The following is a 21,290-nucleotide window of genomic DNA, read 5'->3' as shown; positions in this document are numbered from 1 at the left end:
ATGCCGTTGACTGAGCCCCTGACGGGAACAACGGGCAAATCCTTGACCCCGCATGCGCTGCCCGCGCGGCCGCGCATCCTGGTGGTCAAGGTCTCGTCGCTAGGCGACGTGGTGCATAACATGCCGCTGGTGCACGACCTGCGCGCGCGCTGGCCGGATTGCGAGATCGACTGGGTGGTCGAGGAGGGCTACGTCGATCTCGTGCGCTTGCTGCCCGAAGTGCGGCGGGTGATTCCGTTCGCGCTGCGGCGCTGGCGCAAGCGTTTCTACCAGGCTGCAACCTGGCAGGAGATCGGTGCGTTCAAGCGCGCCTTGCGAGAGGACGCCTACGACGCCGTGATCGAGACGCAGGGCCTGCTCAAGACTGCCGTCGTGGCACGCGTGGCCAACAGGCGCGAGGGCGCGCCCGTGATAGGGCTGGCCAATGCCACGCAAGGCTCCGGTTACGAGCCGGCCGCGCGGCTGTTCTATACCGAACCAGTGACCGTACCCCGCCAGACGCATTCGGTGCGGCGTTCGCGCCTGCTGGGCGCGGCGCTGGCTGGTGGCACACCGCCGGAACCGCCTCAATTCTTCGGCCCCGCCGCGCGCACGCTGCATGTCGACGATGCGCTATGGGCCGGCCTGCCAACGCGCTACGCAGTGTGCTTTCACGCTACTGCGGGCGCGAAGAAGAAATGGCCACTGGCGAGCTGGCATGACCTCGGCCGCCGGCTGGTGGGCGAGGGCCTGGCCATGTTGCTGCCCTGGGGCAACGACGCGGAACGGCGCGCGGCGCAAGAGATCGCTGCCGGCGTGCCGCAGGCGCAGGTGCTGCCGCGCTTTACGGTCATGCAGGGGTTCGGCCTGATCAATCGCGCCGAGGTGGTGATTGGCGTCGATACGGGGTTGGTCCATATCGCCGCGGCGCTGTGCCGGCCCACGGTCGAGATCTACACCGCGACGTGGCGCTGGAAGACGGAAGGCTACTGGTCGGACCGCATCGCCAATGTGGGCGACGATGGCATCGTGCCGTCCGTCGATGAAGTCTACGCGGCCGCCCGGCGCGTGCGTGGGCAGGGGAACTGATGCTGCGCGTTCTGTATAACCTGCTATGGCTGCTGGCGCTGCCGGTCGCGCTGCTGCGCCTGGTGTGGCGTGCCCGTAAGGAACCCGGCTACGTGCAGCACGTGGGTGAGCGCCTTGGCGCTTATGGCGGCCTGCCGTCGGCGGGCCCCTGGTTGTGGGTCCATGCGGTGTCGGTGGGCGAAACCCGGGCAGCCCAGCCGCTGATTGACGCGCTGCTGGCGCAATATCCAACCCATCGCCTCCTGCTCACACATATGACGCCCACCGGGCGGCAAACCGGCGCCCAGTTGTACGGTGCCGAGCCGCGCGTGCTGCAGTGCTATCTGCCGTACGACCTGTCGTGGCTGGTGCGACGCTTCCTGCGCTACTTCCGTCCGGATGCCGGGATGCTGATGGAAACCGAGGTATGGCCCAACCTTGTGCGCGGTGCCCGCGTGGCCGGCGTGCCGTTGCTGCTGGTCAATGCCCGGCTGTCGCCGCGCAGCTTCCGCCGCACCGCGCGCTTTGGCAGCGCCGCCACCGCGATGTATCGCGACTTCACCGCGGTGCTGGCGCAGACCCAGGGTGACGCTGAACGCTTCCGCGCGCTCGGGCTGCCGTCGGTGCAGGTGACCGGCAACCTCAAATTCGATATGCAACTGCCCGAGGCAGGCCTGCGGCGCGGCCGCTTGCTGCGCCAGGGGTTTGGCTCGCGCGCCGTGTTCGCCGCCACCAGCACGCGTGACGGCGAGGAAGCGTTGCTGCTGGAAGCGTTCGCGCGTTGGCAGGCGCTTGGCGCCGATGTGCCGCGCCCGGCTTTGCTGCTGGTGCCGCGCCATCCGCAGCGCTTCGATGAAGTCGCGGCGCTGGTCACGCGTGCCGGCTTCACGCTGCAGCGCCGCGGCACGCTTGGCGACTCCGCTGCGTGGGAGCAGGCGGGGCTGCCAGAGCCGGTCACGGCGGACGTGCTGCTGGGGGACTCCATGGGCGAGATGGCGATGTACTTCGCTGCCTCGGATATCGCCTTTATCGGCGGCAGCCTGCTGCCGCTGGGCGGGCAGAACCTGATCGAGTCCTGCGCCGCTGGCACGCCCGTCCTGATCGGGCCGCATACCTTCAACTTCGCGCAGGCCACGGAAGATGCCATCGCTGCCGGCGCCTGCCAGCGCGTGGCGGATGCCGATGCGCTGATGCGCGCGGCGGCAACGATATTGGGCGATGCGCCGGGGCTCGAAGCCATGCGCGGTAATGCGCGCGAGTTCGCGGTGCTTCACCGGGGTGCCACGGCGCGCACGATGGCTGCGCTGGGGCAGGTGCTCGGCCACGCGAACTAGGCGGTTCTGTATGGCAGTGCCGCCACTTTCCGCATGCCGCATGCGGAAATTGTAGGCCGCCGCCCGATGTCCCTCGTCTCCTGACGGTTGTTAAACTATTCCGCACGAGGGCCAGACTCGCGGCCCCACCCGGGCCTGCGAGCTGCCGCCGAGCGGTGCGGGCCGATCAAGCCGCGCGCCCCCACCAGGAGCTTCCAGATGCAGAGAATATTCCGTCTTTCACCCGCCGCGTTCACCGCGCGTGCCGCCGCTGTTGTGCTGCTGGCTGCTGCCCTGGGTGCCTGTGCCACGTCGCCCGCACCGGATTCGCCGGGTGCCGGCACCAGCCTGAACCAGGCGCAGACCGGCGGCCCTAGCCGCTGGGAGCTGGTACGCTGGCAGCTGGCCGATGGCACGCTGAAGTTCATTCCGCATGGCGACAACGGCGAGCCGATCATCTTTGAATTCAATGGCGGAATCGATTCCGCGCAGGGCACGGTGAGCGGGTATAGCGGCTGCAATCGCTTCACCGGGGGCTATGGCAAGACGGCAACGGGCATGCGCTTCGATCGGCTGGCGGGAACCCGCATGGCTTGCGTGCCGCCGCGCGGCGAGCTGGAGGGCGCGCTGCTCAAGGCAATGCAGTCACCGTTCACCACCGTGGGCACGCAGCCGTCGGCCGGGTCAACGGGGCGCCAGATCATCTGGAAGACCGTTGACGGGGACCTGCTGCAGTTCGTCGAGCGCGAGGGCGTGGGCCGGCGCGGCGCAAAGATGGATGCACAGGCGGCCACCGGCGGCGTGGAGAAGACGGTGTACGTGGATTCGCAGCGGGTGGAGTGCTCAGGCGTGGGCCGGCAGACCTGCTACCGCGTGCGCGAGAACCCGGGCGCGCCCTGGACGCTTTGGTATGGGCCGATCGAGGGGCTGGATTTCGAGCCGGGCGTGGCGTACACCTTGCGGGTGCGCGAGACGCGGGTTGAGAACCCGCCGATGGATGCGTCCGCGATTCGCTGGCAGTTGTTGAACGTGGAGTCTCGCACCCGGGCGAACTGAGCAACGCTGCGCCAGCAAGCAAAACGCCGCGGTTCACAGCCGCGGCGTTTTTTTTTTGAGCGGATGCCGATTGCTGCCAGGCTTGCGGCATTCACACTCAGCTGCGTGGCGCGGGCGCTCCGGCAATCGCCTCCTTGCGCGTGGCAGGGCGCTTTGCCGGTGGCGTGCCTGCCGGCAATGCCGTGCCAAGCTTGACCTTCTCCGGCAGCTTGTACATCGAGCCCGGGGTTGAGGTCAGCAGGGTGTTGATCTGCACCACGTCGTCCTCGGTCAGCGCTCCGGTGGCGGCCTTCAGGCGCAGCCCGTTCATGATGGTGTCGTAGCGCGCCTTGGCCAGGTCGCGGCGGGTGGAGAACAACTGCGCTTCGGCGTTCAGCACGTCGATGTTGATGCGCACGCCGACTTCGTAGCCGAGCTGGTTGGATTCCACGGCGCTCTGCGCGGAATGCTCGGCGGCTTCCAGGGCCTTGACCTGGGCGAGTCCGTTGGACACGCCCGAGTAGGTTTGGCGCGCGCTCTGGGCGGCGGTGCGGCGGGCAAACTCGAGGTCACTGGCGGCCTTGTCGGCCAGCGCGGCGGTTTCACGCACGCGCGACTGGATCTGGCCACCGGTGTAGATCGGCACACTCAGCTGCACGCCGATCTGGGCGCTGTTGTAGCGGCTGGAGATATTGACCTGTTGCGCGGCGTTGCCGGTGGAGTTGACAAAGCCGTACGACGCGACCAGGTCGACCGAGGGCAAGTGGCCGGAACGTGCCTTGTTGTACTCGCGCTGGGCTGAGTCGAGGTTGTAGCGTGCCAGGCCCACCTGGGGGTTGGTGTTCTCGGCCTGGCTGGCCCAGGTGTTTACATCGGGCGGCTGCGGACCGGGCAGCGTCGCGGCGGTGCGCAATCCGAGCAGTTCGTCGACCGGCTTGCTGGTGATCTGCTGCAGGTTGGCGCGTCGGATTTCGAGGTCGCTCTGCGCTGCGATCTCGGTCGAGGTGGCGAGGTCGTAGCGGGCCTGCGCGTCATTGGCGTCGGTGATGGTGGCGGTGCCGACCTCGAAGTTGCGCTTGGCCTGCGCCAGTTGCTCGCCGATGGCTTTCTTCTGCGCGCCGGCCAGGTAGAGGTTGTCCTGCGCGGCCAGCACGTCGAAGTAGGCCTGCGAGGTGCGGGTGATCAGGTCGAGCTGCGCCTGGCTGAAGGTCACCTCGCCAGCCAGCGCGGCCAGTTCGCCCTGCTTGTAGGTTTCCCAGCGATCCCAGCGAAACAGCGGCTGGATCAGTTGCAGCGACCAGTTATTGTTGTTGATAAAGCGGTCCGACACCAAGGGCACGGTCTGATCCACATTGGTGCGCGTGGCGTTTAGCGTGCCGCTGACCTGCGGCAGCAAGCCGGAGCGTCCCTGGGGCAGCTTTTCCTGGCTGGCCATCAGCTGCGCGCGCGCGCTGGCGAACTGCGCGTCGTTGGCCTGTGCGTCGCGGTAGACCTGGAGCAAGTCGGCGCCATGCGCGGCCGGCAGATGCAGCAGCGCAAGCAGGGAACCCGTCAGTGCCAGGCGCGTCTTGGGCACGCCCCGCGCAGGGAAAAGCGCAAACCTCATGACATCTCCAGTCTGCCGGGCATCGGGCGCGCGGCTAACGTTTCTAACGATCAGCGTTCAAGGGAGTTGGCGCCGCAGGAGGCCGGCGCCCTGGGGGTGATGCTTGCCGTGCTCTTACTGTGCTCAGTACTTCGGCATGGCCGGGTCGACCTGCTCGGCCCAGGCGTGCACGCCGCCGGTCAGGTTGTAGACCTTGGCAAAGCCTTGCCGCTCGAGGAAGCTTGCCACCTGCATGCTGCGCGCGCCGTGATGGCAGATGCAGACGATATCTGCGTCTTCGTCAAGCTCGCCGGCACGTGCCGGGATCTGGCCCATCGGGATATGCGTGATGCCGGGCATGGCGCAGGTCTGCACCTCCCAGCCTTCGCGTACGTCGAGCAGCACCGGCTGCGGCCGGCTGGCATCCGCCAGCCATTGCACCAGTTCGGGCGCGTTGATTACCTGCATATCTTGTTTCCCGCTCAGAAATGGAAGCGCGACGGCTGCTCTGCGCCCAACAGCGGCGTGATGGCGGTCTCGAACAGGTTGACAGTCTTGTACTCGTTCTCGCTGACGCGCGTGATGATCTGCGCTTCCATGGCCGGCAGCGCGCCGACGAAGGCGGCAATGCGCCCGCCGACCTTGACTTGCGACAGGATGGACGCGGGCACCGAGGGCAACGCGCCGGAAATGCAGATCACGTCGTAGGGGGCGCTCGCGGCCCAGCCGGTGGCGGCATTGCCTTGGGCCACGTCGACATTGGTCACGCCGGCATCGGCCAGGTTCTTGCGGGCCAGCTCGGCCAGTTCCGGCAAGATGTCCACGGTCAGGACGTGGCGCGCACGGTGGGCGAGCAGGGCAGCCATGTAGCCAGAGCCGGCGCCGATTTCCAGCACTTGTTCATGCTTGCGCACGGCCAGGTCCTGCAGGATGCGGGCTTCCACGCGCGGGGCCAGCATGTTCTGGCCGCCCGGCAGCGGGATTTCCATGTCGACGAAGGCCAGCGCGGCATAAGCCTGCGGCACGAACTGTTCCCGCTTGACTACCGCCAGCAGGTCCAGGATTTCCTGATCCAGCACATCCCAGGGGCGGATTTGCTGTTCGATCATATTGAATCGGGCTTTCTCGAGGTCCATCTTGCCATTCCTTCCAATGCCAACCGCTAATCAGTTCAGAGTTCCGGCCGCGCGGTGCGAGGGGCCGGGGAAATCCGTCAAACCTGACATTTTAACCCCGCGCCAAGACACTTGCCCAAGCGCGTCGCCCAAGTTGTGGCCTCCATGCCGCAGTCCGGCCTTGGCTGAGGCATTCCGGGCTGGCTTGCCTCATTCCGCGCTTGCTGGCTTGTGCGCCGCCGTGTCGTCGGCTGCCGGCGCGGTGGCGGAAGCCGCCTGAGCTTGCTTGCCGCGCCACTTGCGGCCCAGCCACGCGCTGAAGTCGTCGAGGTACGTATAGATCACCGGGACCACCACCAGGGTCAGGATCGACGAGGTGATGATGCCGCCGATCACCGTCTGGCCCATTGGTGCGCGTTGCTCGGCGCCTTCACCCAGGCTGAAGGCCAGCGGCACCATGCCGAAGATCATGGCCAGCGTGGTCATCAGGATTGGCCGTAGCCGCACCCGGGCAGCGGCAACCAGCGCGGCCTCGCGCGACATCGGTGGCTGGCCGTCGGCGCCGCGCCGGGCCTGGTTGGCAAAATCCACCAGCAGGATGGCGTTCTTGGTCACCAGCCCCATCAGCATGATGAAGCCGATGATGGAGAACATGTTGAGCGTGGAGCGGAACAGCAGCAGTGCCGCGAACACGCCCACCAGCGTGAGCGGCAGCGAAGTCATGATGGCGATCGGCTGGAAGAAGCTGGCGAACTGCGAGGCCAGGATCATGTAGATGAAGATCACCGCCAGCGCCAGCGCCGACACCGCGAAGCCGAACGACTCGTTCATCGACTTGGTGGAGCCGCCGAAGCGGTACTTGTAGCCCGCCGGCCAGTTCATGCCATCCAGCGCCGCCTTGACCTCGCGTGCCACCTCGCCTTGCGAGCGCCCGGCGGTATTCGCGGTCAGCTCCACTTCGCGTGAGAGGTCGCGCCGGCTGATCTGGTTGGCGCCGGTGGTCGGCACCAGTTCGGCGATCTGGCGCAGGGGCACCATGCGCGGCGAGCCGTCGGTGTTGGTCTGGTTGCCGGCGATCATCAGCGCGCTGAGATCCGCCATGCCGGTGCGGGCGTCCTTGGGCAGGCGCACGCGCACGTCGTAGTTCTGGTCGTCGGGGGCGCGCCATGAGCTGATGGCGTCGCCGGCCAGCAGCGGGCGCAGCGCGTTGCCGATCTGCACGATGCCCACGCCCAGGTCGGACGCAAGCTCGCGGCGGATGCGCACTTCCACGGTGGGGCGGTCGTCCTTCATGCTGGAGTCGAGGTCGGTCAGGCCGCGCACGGCGGCCATGCGCCGGCTGGCTTCCAGCGACAGGCGCCGCAGCGTTTCCAGGTCATCGCCCTGGATCGACACCTGCAGCGCCTTTTGCCCGCCGGCGCCATCCGGCATGCCGACCATGGTCAGCGTGATGCCGGCGATGCTGGCCATGCGCTCGCGGATCATCGGGTTAAGCTCTTTGGTGGTGAGTTTGCGCGCGCGGCGCTCGGTCAGGCGCACCGACACCAGCGCGTTGTTGCGCCCGGAGGTATTGCCCGAGTTGATGGTGGCGTAGGTGTAGGCCACCTCGGGGAAGGCCTTAAGCGCGGCTTCCACCTGCCTGACCTTGGCTTCGGTAACGGCCAGGGAGGTGCCCACTGGCGTGGTGAAGCCTACCTGGGTTTCGCCCAGGTCGGCGGCCGGTACGAATTCCGTGCCGATCAGCGGCACCAGCGCGAAGCTGCCCAAGAATGTCACCGCCGCGATGATGGCGGTGGCCAGCCGGTGCTTGAGCGCCCAGCCCAGCATCGAGCCATAGCCGTGGCCGAGCGCATCCATGCGCGCCGAGAACCAGTCCAGCATGCGGCCCACGGTGCGGCCGTACAGGCTCTTCTTGTTGCCGGTGCCGTGCAGGTCGGGGTCGTGCCAGACCGAGGAAAGCATCGGGTCCAGCGTGAACGAGACGAACATGGAGATCAGCACCGCCGCCACGACAGTCACGCCGAACTGGTGGAAGAAGCGGCCGATGATGCCGCCCATGAAGCCCACCGGCAGGAACACCGCCACGATGGAGAAGGTGGTGGCCAGCACCGCCAGCCCGATCTCGTTGGTGCCGTCGAGCGCTGCTGTGCGATGGTTCTTGCCCATCAGGTTGTGCCGCACGATGTTCTCGCGCACCACGATGGCATCGTCGATCAACAGGCCCACGCACAGCGACAGCGCCATCAGCGTGATCACGTTGAGCGTGAAGCCAAACATGTACATCACGCCGAACGTGCCGATCAGCGCGATCGGCAGGGTCAGCCCGGTGATGACCGTGCTGCGCCACGAGCCGAGGAAGAGGAAGACGATGGCCACGGTCAGGAAGGCGCCTTCGAGCAGCGTGGAGCGGACTTCCTTGACGCTGCTGCGGATGCCGCGTGCGGCGTCGTTGACCACGGTGAGCTGCACGCCCGCGGGCAGCAGCTTGCGCACTTCATCGGTCATCTTGATCAGGCCATCGACGGTGTCGACCGTGTTCTGGCCCTGTGCCTTCACCACCGCCAGGAACAGTGCGCGCTTGCCGTCCAGCATGGCCAGGCTCTCCTGCTCCTCCTCGCCGTCGCGCACGTCGGCCACCTGCTCCAGCGTGACCGGCTGGCCGGCCCGGCGCGCCACGATGATGTGGCGGAAGGCATCCGGCGTGATGACGCGGCCCTTGATCTGCACCACCGTTTCGGTGGAGGTGGAGCGCAGCTCGCCCGCGGGGAGTTCCTGGTTCTCGTTGCGGATGGCGTCCATCACCTGGTTCACGCCGATGCCGAGCGCCTCCAGCTGGGCGGGGCGGATACGGATCTCCACTTCGCGCTTGGTGCCGCCAACGAGGCTGATGGCGCCCACGCCGCGCACGGTCTCCAGCCGCTTGCGCACGATCTGGTCGGCGATGGTGGTCAGCTCGCGCTGCGTGCGCTCGGCCCCAGGCGCGTTCGACACGGACAGGTAGAACACCGGTGCGTCCGACGGGTCGTAGCGTAGCACGCGCGGGTCTTTCACCTCGTCGCGGAACTGCGGGCGGATCAGCGCGATCTTGTCGCGCACGTCCTGCGCGGCCTGGCCGACATCGACGGACAGGTCGAACTTGATCACCACCACCGAGGTGCCTTGGTAGGAGTGCGAGAAAATCTCGTCGATACCCGAGATGGTGTTGACGATTTCCTCGATCTTGCGGGTGACGTCGGATTCCACCGATTCCGGCGCGGCGCCTGGGTACTCGGTCTGCACCACGACGATGGGGAAGGTGATGTCCGGGAACTGGTCAACCGGCAGGCGCTGGTACGAGAACAGGCCGATCACGATGAAGGCCATCATCATCATGGTGGCCAGCACCGGGTTGTGGATGGACAGGCGGGTGAACCACATGGGCGGGGGCTCCTACGCCTTGACCAGCTTGACGCGGCTGCCCGCGCGCAGGGTGCCGAGGTTGTTGCGCACCACCTTGGCGCCGGTGGCCAGGCCGCCGGTGATTTCCACCAGCCCGCTCGCATCGTCGCGGATGCCAAGCTTGACCTGTCGCTCAGCCAGTACGTCATTCTCCACGCTGTAGACGAACGCGCGCTCGCCATCGTTGCGCACTGCTGTGGCTGGCACCGCCACCACGCCGGCGTGGTGGCCGAGCACCAGCGAGCCCTGGGCGAACATGCCCGCGCGCAGGCGCGCCTCGGGGTTGTCCACCCGCACATAGACCATGATGCTGCGTGTGCCCTGGCTTACCGCCGGGTTAATGCGCACCAGCTTGCCCTCGAAGCGGCCACTGCCTTCCACGTCGAGCTGCACGGCCTGGCCGACGGCAACGCGAGCCACATCCGCCATGGGGATCGGCGCCTCGAGTTCCAGCGCGCGCAGGTCGACCACGTCGATCAGGCGCGTGTCGGGCGAGACCTTCTCGCCCGGCTGCACCGCGCGCGCGGCTACCAGGCCATCCAGCGGTGATTTGACGATGGTGTCGGCGAGCGCTTTCTGCGCGACTTCAAGGCCGCCCTGGGCGGCGTCGAGATTGGCGTGCGCCACGTCCAGGTTGCTCTGGAAGTTGTCGAAGGCGGTCTTTGAGATAAAGCCCTTGGCCACCAGCTCGCGGTTGCGCTCGAAGGTCTGCTTCGAATTCTCATACTGGCCGCGCGCGGCCAGCATCTGCCCGCGCGCCTGCGCCACCTTGGCCTGGTATTCGGTCGCATCGATGCGCACGATGACCTGGCCGGCGCGCACGGCTTCGCCCTCGCGCACCAGCACTTGCTGTACCTCGCCCGCGACCTTGGCCTTGACCGAGGCCTGATTGAGCGCCCGCAGCCCGCCCGACAGCGGCAGCGACACGCGCAAGTCTTGCGTGGTGGCCTCGACCAGGTCGGATGGCAGGAACTCCACCAGGTCTTGCACCGCGGCAGCCGGGGCCGCCGGGCCCGCGCCGGGCTTGCCATTGCTTGCCTTGCGCACGGCGGCGGCGGCGCTGAGCACGGCAACCACCGCGATGGTGGCGATCGCAGCGATCAGGATCTTCTTGCGTCGGGTCATGCGGTCTCCGGCGGCGGCGCAGGGATCTCCCGCGCGGCCTGCTGCCCCTGCGCTTGTGCCAGGGCTTCTTGTTGTATCTGTTCCCAGACGTAGGGGCCGACCTTGGGCGGCAGCGGCGTATCGCGCGCCGCGCCGGTGGTCAGGCCGAACAGCAACATCTGGAGCAGGTTGTCGAGGAACGCCTCGGGGTCGATCTCGATGCGCGACGACGCGCTGAACGCACGCTGCCACAGCATCAGGAACATCAGCGGCGCGCAGATCAGCGTTGTGGTCGGGTTGGCCGGCATGTCGCGCAACTCGCCACGCGCCACGCCGCGCTTGAGCACGCGCGCGAACAACTCATCGCCCGGCAGCACCACTTCCTCGTGGTAGAACTGGGCAATGTCAGGAAAATGGCTGGATTCGGCCATGATCAGCTTGGTCAGGCCGGCCACCGGCGTCGCCCCGACCAGGCCCCACCAGCCGCGCAGCAATTCCCTGAGCAACTCCGGCGTCGAGCCCTGGTAGTTCTCCACCAGGTCGATGCCCCTGGTCAGGGTCGGCACCAGGTTTTCGCGCACCACTGTCTTGAACAGCTCTTCCTTATTAGCAAAGTACAGATAGACGGTGCCCTTGGACACGCCCGCCGCGGCGGCGACATCTTCCAGCCGGGTGGCCGCATAGCCGCGTTCGACGAAGAGATCGAGCGCGGCGGCCACCAGTTCCTGTGGGCGCGCGGCCTTGCGGCGAGCCCAGCGTTTGGTGTTGGCGGATTCCTGATTCTGGCTCTGGCCTGGCGGGTTTTTCACTGGGGCGCTGTGCACCTCTGCGGGCGGGCGCTCCGCGAGATTTGCTAATAAATAACTCTTGGGTCAGTAATGTAGTGGAGGGCAATCCGGCGGTCAAGCGCGGGGAGGGCCGTACGGCTTGGGGCACAATATGGTCTGCCGGGCGTTGTCCGCGCCTGAACCATTGCCATGTCCCCTCAGTCTGAACTCACTTGCCGGCCCGATTGTGGCGCTTGTTGCACCGCGCCCTCCATCACCTCGCCGATTCCCGGCATGCCCGATGGCAAGCCGGCCGGCATACCCTGTGTGCAGTTGCTGCCCGATCGGCGCTGCGCGATTTTTGGCGAGCCCACGCGGCCGGCATTTTGCGCCGGGCTCAAGCCCTCTGCCGACATGTGCGGCGAAACCCGCGGGCATGCGCTGGCCTGGCTGACGCAGCTCGAGGTTGCCACCGCGCCTGGCCGCACAGCCTGAACCCGCAAGGAACAAACAGATGGTCATGATCAATCGCCGGCGCTGGCTGGCAGCAAGCGCCGGCGCCGCGCTGGCCGCGGCACTCGTCGGCTGCGGCATGATGGGCAACGACTACACCTTCTCGCAGAGCCAGCTGCAATCGGCCCTGGAGCGCAAGTTTCCGTTCAACAAGCGCTATATGGAGCTGTTCGACATCCAGCTCGCCAACCCGCAGCTCACGCTCGACCCCAGCCGCAACCGGGTGAACGTGCAGTTCGACGCGACAGTGAACAACCGCCTGTTCTCCGGCGAGCCGATGACCGGCCGCTTCGCGCTGGACAGCGGGTTGCGCTACGACCCGGCCAGCCGCGCGGTGGTGCTGCAGGACCCGCAGGTCCAGCAGTTCGACGTCAAAGGCCTGCCGCCTCAACTCACGCGCCAGTTCAACGCGCTCGGCGGCATCCTTGCGGAGCAGTTGCTGCAAGGCTATCCGCTCTATACCTTCCGTCCCGACGAGCTGCGCCTCGCCGGCACCAGTGTCGAACCCGGTACAATCACCGTTTTGCCCAACGGGATCAACGTCAAGATCAATCGGCCTTGATGACGCGCCGCGCCCAGGCATGCACGTTGCGCAGCCACTGCGGTGTCATGGTCGTGGCGGATAGTTGTGATTCCTGGCGCCTGGCGCGTGGCTGATGACATAGGGCTGACGGTTGCCCGTTTCCCTTTTGCTCGCCTGTCCTTGGCTTTTCCTTCGCTCTTCCATTCAGCATTCCACACATTCCAATCAGCATGGATATTGCCCTCGCCCTGAAAGCTGTGATCCTCGGCATCGTCGAAGGACTGACCGAGTTTCTGCCCATCTCCAGCACAGGTCACCTGATCCTCGCCGGCCAGCTGCTCGACTTCAATGATGAAAAGGGCAAGATCTTCGAGATCGTGATCCAGTTCGGTGCCATCCTGGCGGTTTGCTGGGAGTTCCGCCACCGCATCGTCACCGTGGTGGGCGGACTGGCCACCGATGAAAAGGCCCGGCGTTTTGCCATCAACGTGATCGTGGCCACCGTGCCGGCGATCGTGCTGGCGCTGGTATTCGGCAAGTGGATCAAGGCTCACCTGTTTAACCCGATCACCGTGGCCACCGCATTCATCATCGGCGGTGTGGTGATCCTGTGGGCCGAATGGCGGGAAAGCCATCGCGGCCAGGTATCGCACCCGCAGGGCAATGCGCTGCTGGAGGCCGCCAAGGCCGGCGCGCCGCGGATCGAGTCGGTAGACGACCTGAACTGGCGCGATGCGGTCAAGGTCGGGCTGGCGCAGTGTTTCGCGCTGATCCCGGGCACCTCGCGCTCAGGTGCCACCATCATCGGCGGCATGCTGTTCGGGCTGTCGCGCCAGGTAGCCACCGAGTTCTCCTTCTTCCTGGCGATCCCGGTGATCTTCGGCGCCACCGTCTACGAGCTGTATAAGTCGCGCGCGCTGCTGTCCGCCGACGACCTGGGCATCTTCGGCATCGGCTTCGTCTTCGCCTTCCTGTCCGCCTTCTTGTGTGTGCGCTGGCTGCTGCGTTTTGTCGCCACCCATGACTTCAAGCCGTTTGCCTGGTACCGGATCATTTTCGGCGTCGTTGTGCTGGCGACGGCATACTCTGGGCTGATCGCCTGGCATGCCTGAAGGCGATAGCGGTAGATAGTACCGGCGACAACTGTCGCACCATGAAAAAAGCGTGGCTCAAGGCCACGCTTTTTTCATGGTGCGACGGCGTGCGGCGCGGCCTTCGCCTTCAGGCCCGCTTGCGGAACACCACGTCCCACACGCCATGGCCCAGCCGCACGCCGCGGCGCTCGAACTTGGTCACCGGGCGGTAGTCCGGCCGCGGCGCAAAGCCGCCGGCGGCGTCCGAGGTGTTGGTCAGGGTGGGTTCGCCCGACAGCACTTCCACCATCTGGTGGGCATACTCTTCCCAGTCGGTCGCGCAGTGCAGGTAGCCGCCCGGCTTCAGGCGGTTGGCCAGCAGCTTGACCAGCGGCGGCTGCACCAGGCGCCGCTTGTTGTGGCGCTTCTTGTGCCACGGGTCGGGGAAGAAGATATGCACGCCATCCAGGCAGGATGCCGTCAGCATGTGCGCGATGACCTCTACGGCGTCATGCGGCATGATCCGCACATTGCCGATCTCGCGTTCGCCCAGCAGCTTGAGCAGGGCGCCCACGCCGGGTTCATGCACCTCACAGCCCAGGAAATTGTCCTGAGGGCGCAGTTGCGCGATATGCGCGGTGGTCTCGCCCATGCCGAACCCGATCTCGAGGATCGCTGGCGCGGCGCGGCCGAACGTGGCCTCCCAGTCGAGCGGTTGCGGTGCGTAGGGCAGGATGAAGCGCGGCCCCAGGTCATCGATGGCACGCTGCTGGCCGGTGGAGGTTCGCCCCGCGCGGCGCACGAAGGAACGGATGCGGCGCGGGTGTGCCACGTCGCTGCCGTCGGCAGCCTTGGCGGGCGCGTTGTCAGCGTCGTCGGCTGGCGTCGGGTCGGAACTGGGGTCTTGGGGGAGCATGGCAACAAAAAAGCCGCCGGGCGATCCTGATCGGGCATGCGACCAGTGGCGAAGGCGGCTCGTCTCAATCTGATGTGGAGCGGGCGATGGGAATCGAACCCACGTCTTTAGCTTGGGAAGCTAAGGTAATGGCCATTATACGACGCCCGCAAGAAGCGCGATTCTACGCGGGATGCCCCGGCAAGCGCAAGGTGTGCGGGCGCCGGATCCTATGAAAAGTGCATTATCTCGCGCTCCGGCACACCGGCGGAACCGGTGCGCCGGGACCCGCGTGGCCCCTTAGCCGCCAAACACCGGAGTGGCACCGGCGACGTTCAGGGCCCGATCCGGCTGGCCAGATCCATTCCCGCCGATCCGGAACACGGCCACCGCCGCTGACAAGCGGCGCGCCTGCTCTTCCAGGGAGCCGGCTGCCGCGGCAGCTCCGCGCCGGATTCCACGCGCGAGGTCGATGCGCCGATCAGGCCCTTGATTTCCTTGGTGGCGCCCGCGCTGGGCTGGGCGAGCGAGCGCACCTCGGTGGCGACCACGGCGAAACCGCGCCTTGCTCGCCCGCGCGAGCCGCTTCCACCGCCGCTTTCAGCGCCAGGATGTTGGGGAAACTTGAAGGCGCGATGGCGCCCTATGGAGCCACCCGCAGCCGGCAGACCGCCGCTTCCTCCTGGCCCGGCGCGAGCCAGCGCAGCCCCGTGCCGTGGTGGATGGCGTTGGGCAGGCCGAGCCAGGGTTCCACGCAGTAGAAGTCGGAGTCGGCGCGCTCCGACCAGGTGGTGACCGCGAACCACGGCGTGCTGCCAGGCGCGTCCAGCTCGATCACCAGCTTGCGGCCATGCGCAGCGGTGGCATCGGGCGGCGTGGCCAGCGTGCAGTGGCGCGGCGCCGCGGGCTGCGCATGCAGGACGTGAAAGGTGTCTTGCAGGCGCGGGTCGTCGAGCTGATAGGTCTCGGCGCCTTGGCCGTCCGATGCCAGCGAGCCGTCGGGGCGCTGGCGCATCCGTTGCGCGACTGGCATGGCCAGCGTGGAAGCGGCGCGCGCCTGGTGGGCAAGCGGGAAGTAGAAGTGGTGGCCAGCGTAGTAAGGCAGGGCCTGCTCGCCGGTATTGCGCGTGCGCAATGTGGCTTCGAGGTTGTCGTCGAGCAGCCGGTAGGTGACCTCGAACAGGAACTCGAAGGGGTAGGCCGCGCGCGTTGCGTCCGACGCTTGCAGCGTCATGGTCAGGCTGCGTCCCGCCTCAAACCGCGTGACCGCGAAGGGCAGGTCGCGCGCGAAGCCGTGGATCGGCAGCGTCCGCACGGTGCCACTGGCGTCTTTCCATGCGCCGGGCGCGCTGTCGACGAAGTGCCTGGCAATGAAGGGGAACAGTATCGGGTTGCCGCCACGCACGCGGGCCAGTTGGGACCAGTCGGCGTTCTCCGGCCAGTAAAGGATGTCCTCGCCGCGATGCACCCAGCGCACCAGGCGGGCGCCGAACTGCGGGGCGAGCAGCATGAAACTGGAATCGTCTCCGACCCGGATCAGTTCCTGGCCTTGGAAATGCATAGAATTGAGAGGCAGCATGCAAGTTGCGGCGGGAGTGGGCATCGCTGCATGATAGCCGTCAACGTGCCTTGCCGCGGCACCTGCCCGGTGCTCGGCTGCGCCCCGGACGGGTGCAGAGGCGTCGGGCGTTCATCAGACATGTGCTTTTCGCAGCGATCGGTGCGCCACATTCGGACCGGTTCTTGCCGCTTTCGGCGCTGCGTGGGCACGCGGTCGCTGGCGTGAATGTTGCGTCGCAGCGCAGAGCGTTTCCCTCAGCGAAAGGAGCTTGTCATGGCCGAGTCCCTCAGCAAGTCCAGCGCGTCCGCCGGCGATGCCGCCACGGATGCCTCTCCCACGAAGTTCTCCCACGTGCGCCCGCAAGACACTGCCTTCGTCGACCAGGGTTTGCGCGATTTCTTCCTGTATCGCGACCTGGGCATTGCCGAGGCCACCGGCGGCAAGCTGCTGGTGCAACTGGTCAAGGCCAACCAGCCGCCCGAGCAAGGCACCGGCTGGCACCGGCACGAGGCGCAGTTCCATGTGGTACTGATGCTCAAGGGCTGGGCGCGCTTCATGTACGAGGACAAGGAGACACTGGTGGCGACTGGCGATTGTGTGCACCAGCGCCCCGGCATCACGCATTTTCTGTTCGACTACTCGCCGGACATGGAGTACCTGGAGATCGTGGGGCCGGCGGATTTTGGCACCGTCGAGGTCGAGGGTCCGTGCGCGGTGCCGGCGGTGACGCCGTGGCCGGCGGACCAGACCGCTGCCTAGACACCTGGCTACCTGGCCGCGCCGCGCGGCCTTATGCGTTCAACCTCACGCGTTCATATGGACGGCATTGCGCACTAGCGGATAGACCTGCGAATCCCAGCGCTTGCCATTGAAGACGCCGTAATGCCCCACGCCGGTTTGCACGTGGTGCATGCGCATATAGGGCCGCAGGCTGCCGCACAGTTCCTGCGCGGCCATGGTCTGCCCGATGGCGCAGATATCGTCGCGCTCGCCCTCCACCGTGAGCAGCGCCGTGCGGTGGATCGCGTGCGGGTTCACGCGGCGCCCGCCTACGTCCAGCAGGCCCTGCGCCAGCAGGAATTCCTGGAACACCATGCTCACGGTTTCGAGATAGAACTCCGCGCTCAGGTCCATGGTGGCGAAGTATTCCTCGTAGAACACCTGGATCGCATCCGCGCGATCATGCTGGCCGCTGGCACGCAGATCGTAGAGGTCGCGGAAAGCCTGCTGGTGGCGCTCGCTGTTCATGCTCATGAAGGCGATCAGCTGCATGAAGCCGGGGTAGACGCGGCGCATCGCGCCGGCAAAGCGAAGCGGCACGTAGCTGGTGAGCGAGCGCTCGAACCATTCGATGGGCTGGCTGGTGGCGAGCTCATTGACCTTGGTCGGGTTGATGCGCGCGTCGATGGGGCCGGCCATCAGGATCAGGCTCGGCGGCTGCGCCGGATCGCTATCTTCCGCCATCAACGCCACGGCGGCGAGCGCCGCCACGGTCGGCTGGCACACCGCCATCAGGTGCGTGCCGCCGCCCAGCACGTGCAGGAAATCGATCAGATGGTAGACGTACTCGTCAAAGCCAAAGCGGCCGTGCGCCAGCGAGATGTCGCGCGGGTTGTGCCAGTCGGTGATGTAGACATCATGATCGCGCAGCATGGTCTGCACGGTGCCGCGCAGCAACGTGGCAAAGTGGCCCGACATCGGCGCCACCAGCAGCACGCGCGGGTGGCCGGAGACACCGTGCTTGCGAAAGTGCAACAGCGAGCAGAACGGCGTGCTCGCGGTTACTTCCTCCGTAACCTGTACCGGTGTGCCGTTCACCATGACGCTGTCGATGGCGAACGGCGGGCGATGGTGCGTCAGGCGGCTTAGTGCGAGCACCTCGCAGGCCGCGCGCGTGGCAAGCATCGGCTCGCATCCTGCCAGGCGCGGATTTTCTGCTAGCGTGTTCGACACCATGTCGGCCAGGCTGCAGGCGGGCTGCATGAGATCCGCATAAGTCTGGTACACCTGATACAGCATGGCTCGCCCCCTTTTATGCGTTGACCTCATCAGCCGCAATATGCGTGCCACGGCGAATCGTGTTGGCATGAGGCTTGCGGGCCTGCCCGTATGGCGGAACGGGGTGACCTGTTCTGGTTCGTATGCGGCGCAAACGGCGCGCGCGAACTGCGCACGCGGATCTTCGCCAGTACATCTGCCTCATGCTGGTGCTGCGCGGCGCACCGTGCCGGTGCCGCCGTGGCCGCAGGATTTTTAGCCGCGAAACGGCGCGCCTGATGCAGGCTTTTTTCGGCTGCGGCGCAGGCCTCTGCGCCACATCAAGGCAAGAGCAAGGTAAGCGCAATCAGAAACTATGTCCCCGCCATGATGTAGTACAAATTCATAGTAGAAGCAGCGAACACAAAGCACACAACGCATAGCGCGACACTGCAGCGAGAGACACGGGCGCACCGTCTGCTGGCACACAGACGACGGGGTTCGCCCGCCGTGCAACGGCTTTTCCAGGTGGCAAGGAGGCGGGATGGCAAGGACGACACTCACCATCAGCAGTAAAACGTATTCATCGTGGTCTCTGCGCGGCTGGCTGCTGGTGCGCTTCGCGGGACTGGAATTCGAGGAGGTGCTGGTGCCCCCCGATGACGCCGCGGCGCGCGCGGAAATCCTGCTGCTGTCGCCCTCGATTCTCGTTCCCCGCCTGCTGCACCAGGGCGTGACCGTGTGGGACACGCTGGCTATCGCCGAGTATCTCAACGAGGTCCGCCCGAAGGCCGGCCTGTTGCCCGATGACCGTGCCGCACGCGCGCATTGCCGCGCCATCTGCGGCGAGATGCATTCGGGCTTTGCTGCCATGCGCGCGGCGTTGCCCATGAACTTGAAGGGGCACTTTCCTGGCTTCAAGGTGTGGTCGCGCGCGCAGGCCGATATCGATCGCATCGCGCAGATCTGGACCGAGTGCCTGACGCAATACGGCGGCCCCTATCTGTTTGGCGAAACGCGCACCATGGCCGATGCGATGTACGCGCCGGTGGTGACGCGCTTCGTGACCTACGGCGTGATGCTGGATCCGGCGCCGGTGGAGTACTGCAAGCAGATCCTGGCCATGCCGGAGTTGCAGGAATGGATCGCCGCGGCGAAGAAGGAACCCGACGAAATCAGCGAACTCGAAGTGGAGTTCTGACCTTCTTGCCAGGAGAAAGAAGAGGGCGCGCCGCGGCGTTCAAGGTTGCGGTGCGCACTTTCTCCTTTCACACCGCCGCGGACTCGCTGGCGCGCGCCGCGATAAATCGCTCGGCGTAGGCGAAATACCAGTCCAGCGCTTCCGGGTTGGCCATGGCGTCGCGGTTGGCGATCTTGTCGGGCGCGTGGCCCAGCAGCAGCTTCTTGATGGGCACTTCCATCTTCTTGCCCGACAGCGTGCGCGGCACGCCGGGCACCTGCAGGATCTCGTTGGGCACATGGCGTGAAGACAGCGCGCTGCGGATGCGTGCGCGCATGGTGTCGCGCAATGCATCGTCCAGCACCATGCCGTCGCGCAGCACCACGAACAGCGGCATATACGAGTCGCGTCCCAGGTATTCGAGGTCCACCACCATGCTGTCGAGCACTTCCGGCAGGTCCTCCACCACGCGGTACAGCTCGCTGGTGCCCATGCGGATGCCGTGCCGGTTGATGGTCGCGTCCGAGCGGCCGTAGATGATGGCGCCGCCGTGCGCGGTGATCTTGATCCAGTCGCCGTGGCGCCACACGCCGGGATAGGTATCGAAGTAGCTGTCGCGGTAACGCTGCCCGTTCGTGTCGCCCCATAGGAACAGCGGCATCGACGGCATCGGCGCCGTGCAGACCAGCTCGCCCACCTTACCCACCAGCGCATTGCCCGCTTCGTCGAAGGCTTCGACTTTCGCACCCAGGCAGCGGCACTGCATCTCGCCCGAGTAGACCGGCAGGATCGGGCAGCCTGCCACGAACGAGCCGGCGAAGTCGGTGCCGCCGCTCATCGGCGCAAGCCAGATGTCCGCGCCCACGTGGCGGTAGATCCAGTCATAGGCCTCGGCTGGCAGCGGCGAGCCGGTCGAGCCGAGCGCGCGCAGCCGGGAAAGGTCGGCCACGCGCGCAGGCTCGATCCCGGCCTTCATGCCGGCCGTGAAGAACGCCGCGCCAGCGCCAAAGGCGGTGACGCGCGCGGCATCCACGAAGCGCCACAGCACGCCGGCGTCTGGCCAGGCTGGATTGCCGTCGTAGAGCGCGATGGTGCTGCCCAGCAGCAGCCCCGCGATCTGCGCGTTCCACATGATCCAGCCGCTGCTGCTGTACCAGTGGAAGACGTCGTCCGGCCCGAGGTTGTTGTGAAACGCCATCAGCTTGAGCTGCTCGATGACGATGCCGCCGTGGCCGTGCACGATGGGCTTGGGCATGCCGGTGGTGCCGGAGGAGTAGACGATCCACAGCGGGTGGTCGAATGGCACGGATTCAATCGCCAGCGGTACGCGATGCGCCAGCACCGCCTGCCAGGCATGGCGGCGTACGTTGGCGGGAAGCGGGATGGCGTTGGGGGCGGCATGTGCATCAGTGTGCTCGCCCGGCACCAGTAGCAGGTCGGTGAGCGAGGGCAGGGCGGCGGCCAGGTCCGCCAGCACTGGCGCCCGATCGTAGGCCTTGCCGCCATAGCGGTAGCCATCGACGGCGATCAGCACCTTGGGTTCGATCTGGCGGAAACGGTCGCTCACCGCCACCTGGCCCATGTCGGGCGCGCAGCCCGACCAGATTGCGCCAAGGCTGGCGGTGGCCAGGAAGGCGACGACCGTGGCGGGGATGTTCGGCAGGTAGCCTGCCACGCGATCGCCGCGCGCCACGCCCATGCCGCGCAAGGCATGGGCCAGCGAGGCAACCTGCTGCTCCAGCACATCCCAGCTCAGGTCGGTGACCGCGATGGATTCGCCGGCGTAGCGGATGGCCGTGCGCTGGCGCGCGGCGCCGCTGCCGGCATGGCGGAACACTTGCTGCACGTAGTTCAGGCTGGCGCCTTCGAACCAGCGCGCGCCGGGCATCTGCGCGCTGCCGAGCACGCGCTCGGCAGGGCTATCGAAGCGCAGGTCGAAATAGGCGCGGATGGCGTCCCAGAAGGCTTCCAGGTCGGTCACCGACCATTGCCACAGCGCGGCGTAGTCGGCAAAGGCGAGGCCACGCTCGCTCTCCAGCCAGCGCATGAAGTGCGCAATGCGGCTGCCGTCGCGGAACGCCTGTGACGGCGTCCATCTCAGTTGCCCTTCTTCAAGGGTAGTCATGTCTCCTCCTCGGGTCCGTCTCGCGCGGACGTGCGGATG

The 21,290-nt window shown here is 66.6% G+C and carries 18 protein-coding genes, 1 tRNA gene and 1 pseudogene; 8 read left to right on the top strand and 12 right to left on the bottom strand.

Annotation, left to right across the window (positions count from 1 at the left end):
• The 3 genes from waaC to AC1Q7Q_RS20795 all read left to right on the top strand — a co-directional run bounded on the left by waaC (position 1) and on the right by AC1Q7Q_RS20795 (position 3,416).
• Positions 1 to 1,068 (top strand): lipopolysaccharide heptosyltransferase I, encoded by a 1,068-nt coding sequence (gene waaC, locus AC1Q7Q_RS20805; RefSeq protein WP_492373285.1) that lies wholly within the window; start codon positions 1 to 3, stop codon positions 1,066 to 1,068.
• A complete protein-coding gene (waaA, locus tag AC1Q7Q_RS20800) occupies positions 1,068 to 2,381 on the top strand; it encodes a lipid IV(A) 3-deoxy-D-manno-octulosonic acid transferase (RefSeq protein ID WP_492373286.1) in 1,314 nt (437 codons plus the stop codon). The genes waaC and waaA overlap by 1 nt, the downstream gene beginning before the upstream one ends.
• 198 nt (positions 2,382 to 2,579) lie before the next feature.
• A complete protein-coding gene (locus AC1Q7Q_RS20795; protein ID WP_492373287.1) occupies positions 2,580 to 3,416 on the top strand; it encodes an META and DUF4377 domain-containing protein in 837 nt (278 codons plus the stop codon).
• 97 nt (positions 3,417 to 3,513) lie between these two features.
• Here the strand turns inward: AC1Q7Q_RS20795 and AC1Q7Q_RS20790 are convergent, their stop codons facing one another.
• The 6 genes from AC1Q7Q_RS20790 to AC1Q7Q_RS20765 all read right to left on the bottom strand — a co-directional run bounded on the left by AC1Q7Q_RS20790 (position 3,514) and on the right by AC1Q7Q_RS20765 (position 11,446).
• Positions 3,514 to 5,001, bottom strand: coding sequence for a TolC family outer membrane protein (locus AC1Q7Q_RS20790; RefSeq protein ID WP_492373288.1), 1,488 nt, complete (start codon positions 4,999 to 5,001; stop codon positions 3,514 to 3,516).
• 123 nt (positions 5,002 to 5,124) lie between these two features.
• The gene (locus tag AC1Q7Q_RS20785) at positions 5,125 to 5,448 is read right to left on the bottom strand and encodes a rhodanese-like domain-containing protein (RefSeq protein WP_043348625.1); all 324 of its coding nucleotides are present in this window, start codon (positions 5,446 to 5,448) and stop codon (positions 5,125 to 5,127) included.
• Between the two features lie 14 nt (positions 5,449 to 5,462).
• Positions 5,463 to 6,116, bottom strand: a complete 654-nt coding sequence (locus AC1Q7Q_RS20780) for a protein-L-isoaspartate O-methyltransferase family protein (protein ID WP_492373289.1) — start codon at positions 6,114 to 6,116, stop codon at positions 5,463 to 5,465.
• A 189-nt stretch (positions 6,117 to 6,305) separates the two neighbouring features.
• The gene (locus AC1Q7Q_RS20775; RefSeq protein ID WP_492373290.1) at positions 6,306 to 9,512 is read right to left on the bottom strand and encodes an efflux RND transporter permease subunit; all 3,207 of its coding nucleotides are present in this window, start codon (positions 9,510 to 9,512) and stop codon (positions 6,306 to 6,308) included.
• A gap of 12 nt (positions 9,513 to 9,524) precedes the next feature.
• The gene (locus tag AC1Q7Q_RS20770) at positions 9,525 to 10,658 is read right to left on the bottom strand and encodes an efflux RND transporter periplasmic adaptor subunit (protein ID WP_492373291.1); all 1,134 of its coding nucleotides are present in this window, start codon (positions 10,656 to 10,658) and stop codon (positions 9,525 to 9,527) included.
• Positions 10,655 to 11,446, bottom strand: coding sequence for a TetR/AcrR family transcriptional regulator (locus AC1Q7Q_RS20765; protein ID WP_492373292.1), 792 nt, complete (start codon positions 11,444 to 11,446; stop codon positions 10,655 to 10,657). The genes AC1Q7Q_RS20770 and AC1Q7Q_RS20765 overlap by 4 nt, the downstream gene beginning before the upstream one ends.
• A gap of 168 nt (positions 11,447 to 11,614) precedes the next feature.
• Here AC1Q7Q_RS20765 and AC1Q7Q_RS20760 point away from each other — a divergent pair, with 168 nt between their 5' ends.
• The 3 genes from AC1Q7Q_RS20760 to AC1Q7Q_RS20750 all read left to right on the top strand — a co-directional run bounded on the left by AC1Q7Q_RS20760 (position 11,615) and on the right by AC1Q7Q_RS20750 (position 13,552).
• Positions 11,615 to 11,899 (top strand): YkgJ family cysteine cluster protein, encoded by a 285-nt coding sequence (locus AC1Q7Q_RS20760; protein WP_492373293.1) that lies wholly within the window; start codon positions 11,615 to 11,617, stop codon positions 11,897 to 11,899.
• Positions 11,900 to 11,918: 19 nt separating this feature from the next.
• Positions 11,919 to 12,479 (top strand): DUF1439 domain-containing protein, encoded by a 561-nt coding sequence (locus AC1Q7Q_RS20755; protein ID WP_492373294.1) that lies wholly within the window; start codon positions 11,919 to 11,921, stop codon positions 12,477 to 12,479.
• A gap of 191 nt (positions 12,480 to 12,670) precedes the next feature.
• Positions 12,671 to 13,552: an undecaprenyl-diphosphate phosphatase gene (locus AC1Q7Q_RS20750; RefSeq protein WP_492373295.1), complete on the top strand. Its 882-nt coding sequence runs from the start codon at positions 12,671 to 12,673 to the stop codon at positions 13,550 to 13,552.
• 109 nt (positions 13,553 to 13,661) lie between these two features.
• Here AC1Q7Q_RS20750 and trmB read toward each other — a convergent pair whose 3' ends face one another.
• From trmB to AC1Q7Q_RS20730, 4 genes and pseudogenes are all read right to left on the bottom strand, one after another.
• Entirely contained in the window at positions 13,662 to 14,429 is a 768-nt protein-coding gene (gene trmB / locus AC1Q7Q_RS20745; protein ID WP_492373296.1) for a tRNA (guanosine(46)-N7)-methyltransferase TrmB, read from the bottom strand.
• Positions 14,430 to 14,504: 75 nt separating this feature from the next.
• A tRNA-Gly gene (locus AC1Q7Q_RS20740) sits at positions 14,505 to 14,579 on the bottom strand.
• Positions 14,580 to 14,848: 269 nt separating this feature from the next.
• Positions 14,849 to 15,024 (bottom strand): annotated as a pseudogene (locus AC1Q7Q_RS20735) (methyl-accepting chemotaxis protein); the annotation flags it as partial.
• 27 nt (positions 15,025 to 15,051) lie between these two features.
• Positions 15,052 to 15,969, bottom strand: a complete 918-nt coding sequence (locus AC1Q7Q_RS20730) for an aldose epimerase family protein (RefSeq protein WP_492373323.1) — start codon at positions 15,967 to 15,969, stop codon at positions 15,052 to 15,054.
• Positions 15,970 to 16,242: 273 nt separating this feature from the next.
• On the opposite strand from AC1Q7Q_RS20730, the gene AC1Q7Q_RS20725 reads away from it, so the two are divergent.
• A complete protein-coding gene (locus tag AC1Q7Q_RS20725; protein WP_492373297.1) occupies positions 16,243 to 16,728 on the top strand; it encodes a cupin domain-containing protein in 486 nt (161 codons plus the stop codon).
• 45 nt (positions 16,729 to 16,773) lie between these two features.
• On the opposite strand, the gene AC1Q7Q_RS20720 is transcribed toward AC1Q7Q_RS20725, so the two are convergent.
• Positions 16,774 to 17,988, bottom strand: a complete 1,215-nt coding sequence (locus AC1Q7Q_RS20720; protein WP_492373298.1) for a polyhydroxyalkanoate depolymerase — start codon at positions 17,986 to 17,988, stop codon at positions 16,774 to 16,776.
• Positions 17,989 to 18,490: 502 nt separating this feature from the next.
• Between AC1Q7Q_RS20720 and AC1Q7Q_RS20715 the strand changes: the two genes are divergently transcribed.
• Complete coding sequence (locus AC1Q7Q_RS20715; RefSeq protein WP_416049381.1) at positions 18,491 to 19,147, top strand: glutathione S-transferase family protein; 657 nt, start codon at positions 18,491 to 18,493, stop codon at positions 19,145 to 19,147.
• Positions 19,148 to 19,214: 67 nt separating this feature from the next.
• Here the strand turns inward: AC1Q7Q_RS20715 and AC1Q7Q_RS20710 are convergent, their stop codons facing one another.
• Complete coding sequence (locus tag AC1Q7Q_RS20710) at positions 19,215 to 21,251, bottom strand: acetoacetate--CoA ligase (RefSeq protein WP_492373299.1); 2,037 nt, start codon at positions 21,249 to 21,251, stop codon at positions 19,215 to 19,217.
• Between the last annotated feature and the right edge of the window lie 39 nt (positions 21,252 to 21,290).

This window comes from Cupriavidus sp. GW823-FHT07A04, assembly GCF_058794615.1.
Note: the sequence above shows the minus strand (reverse complement) of the source record. Positions and strands in the feature narration are given on the sequence as shown.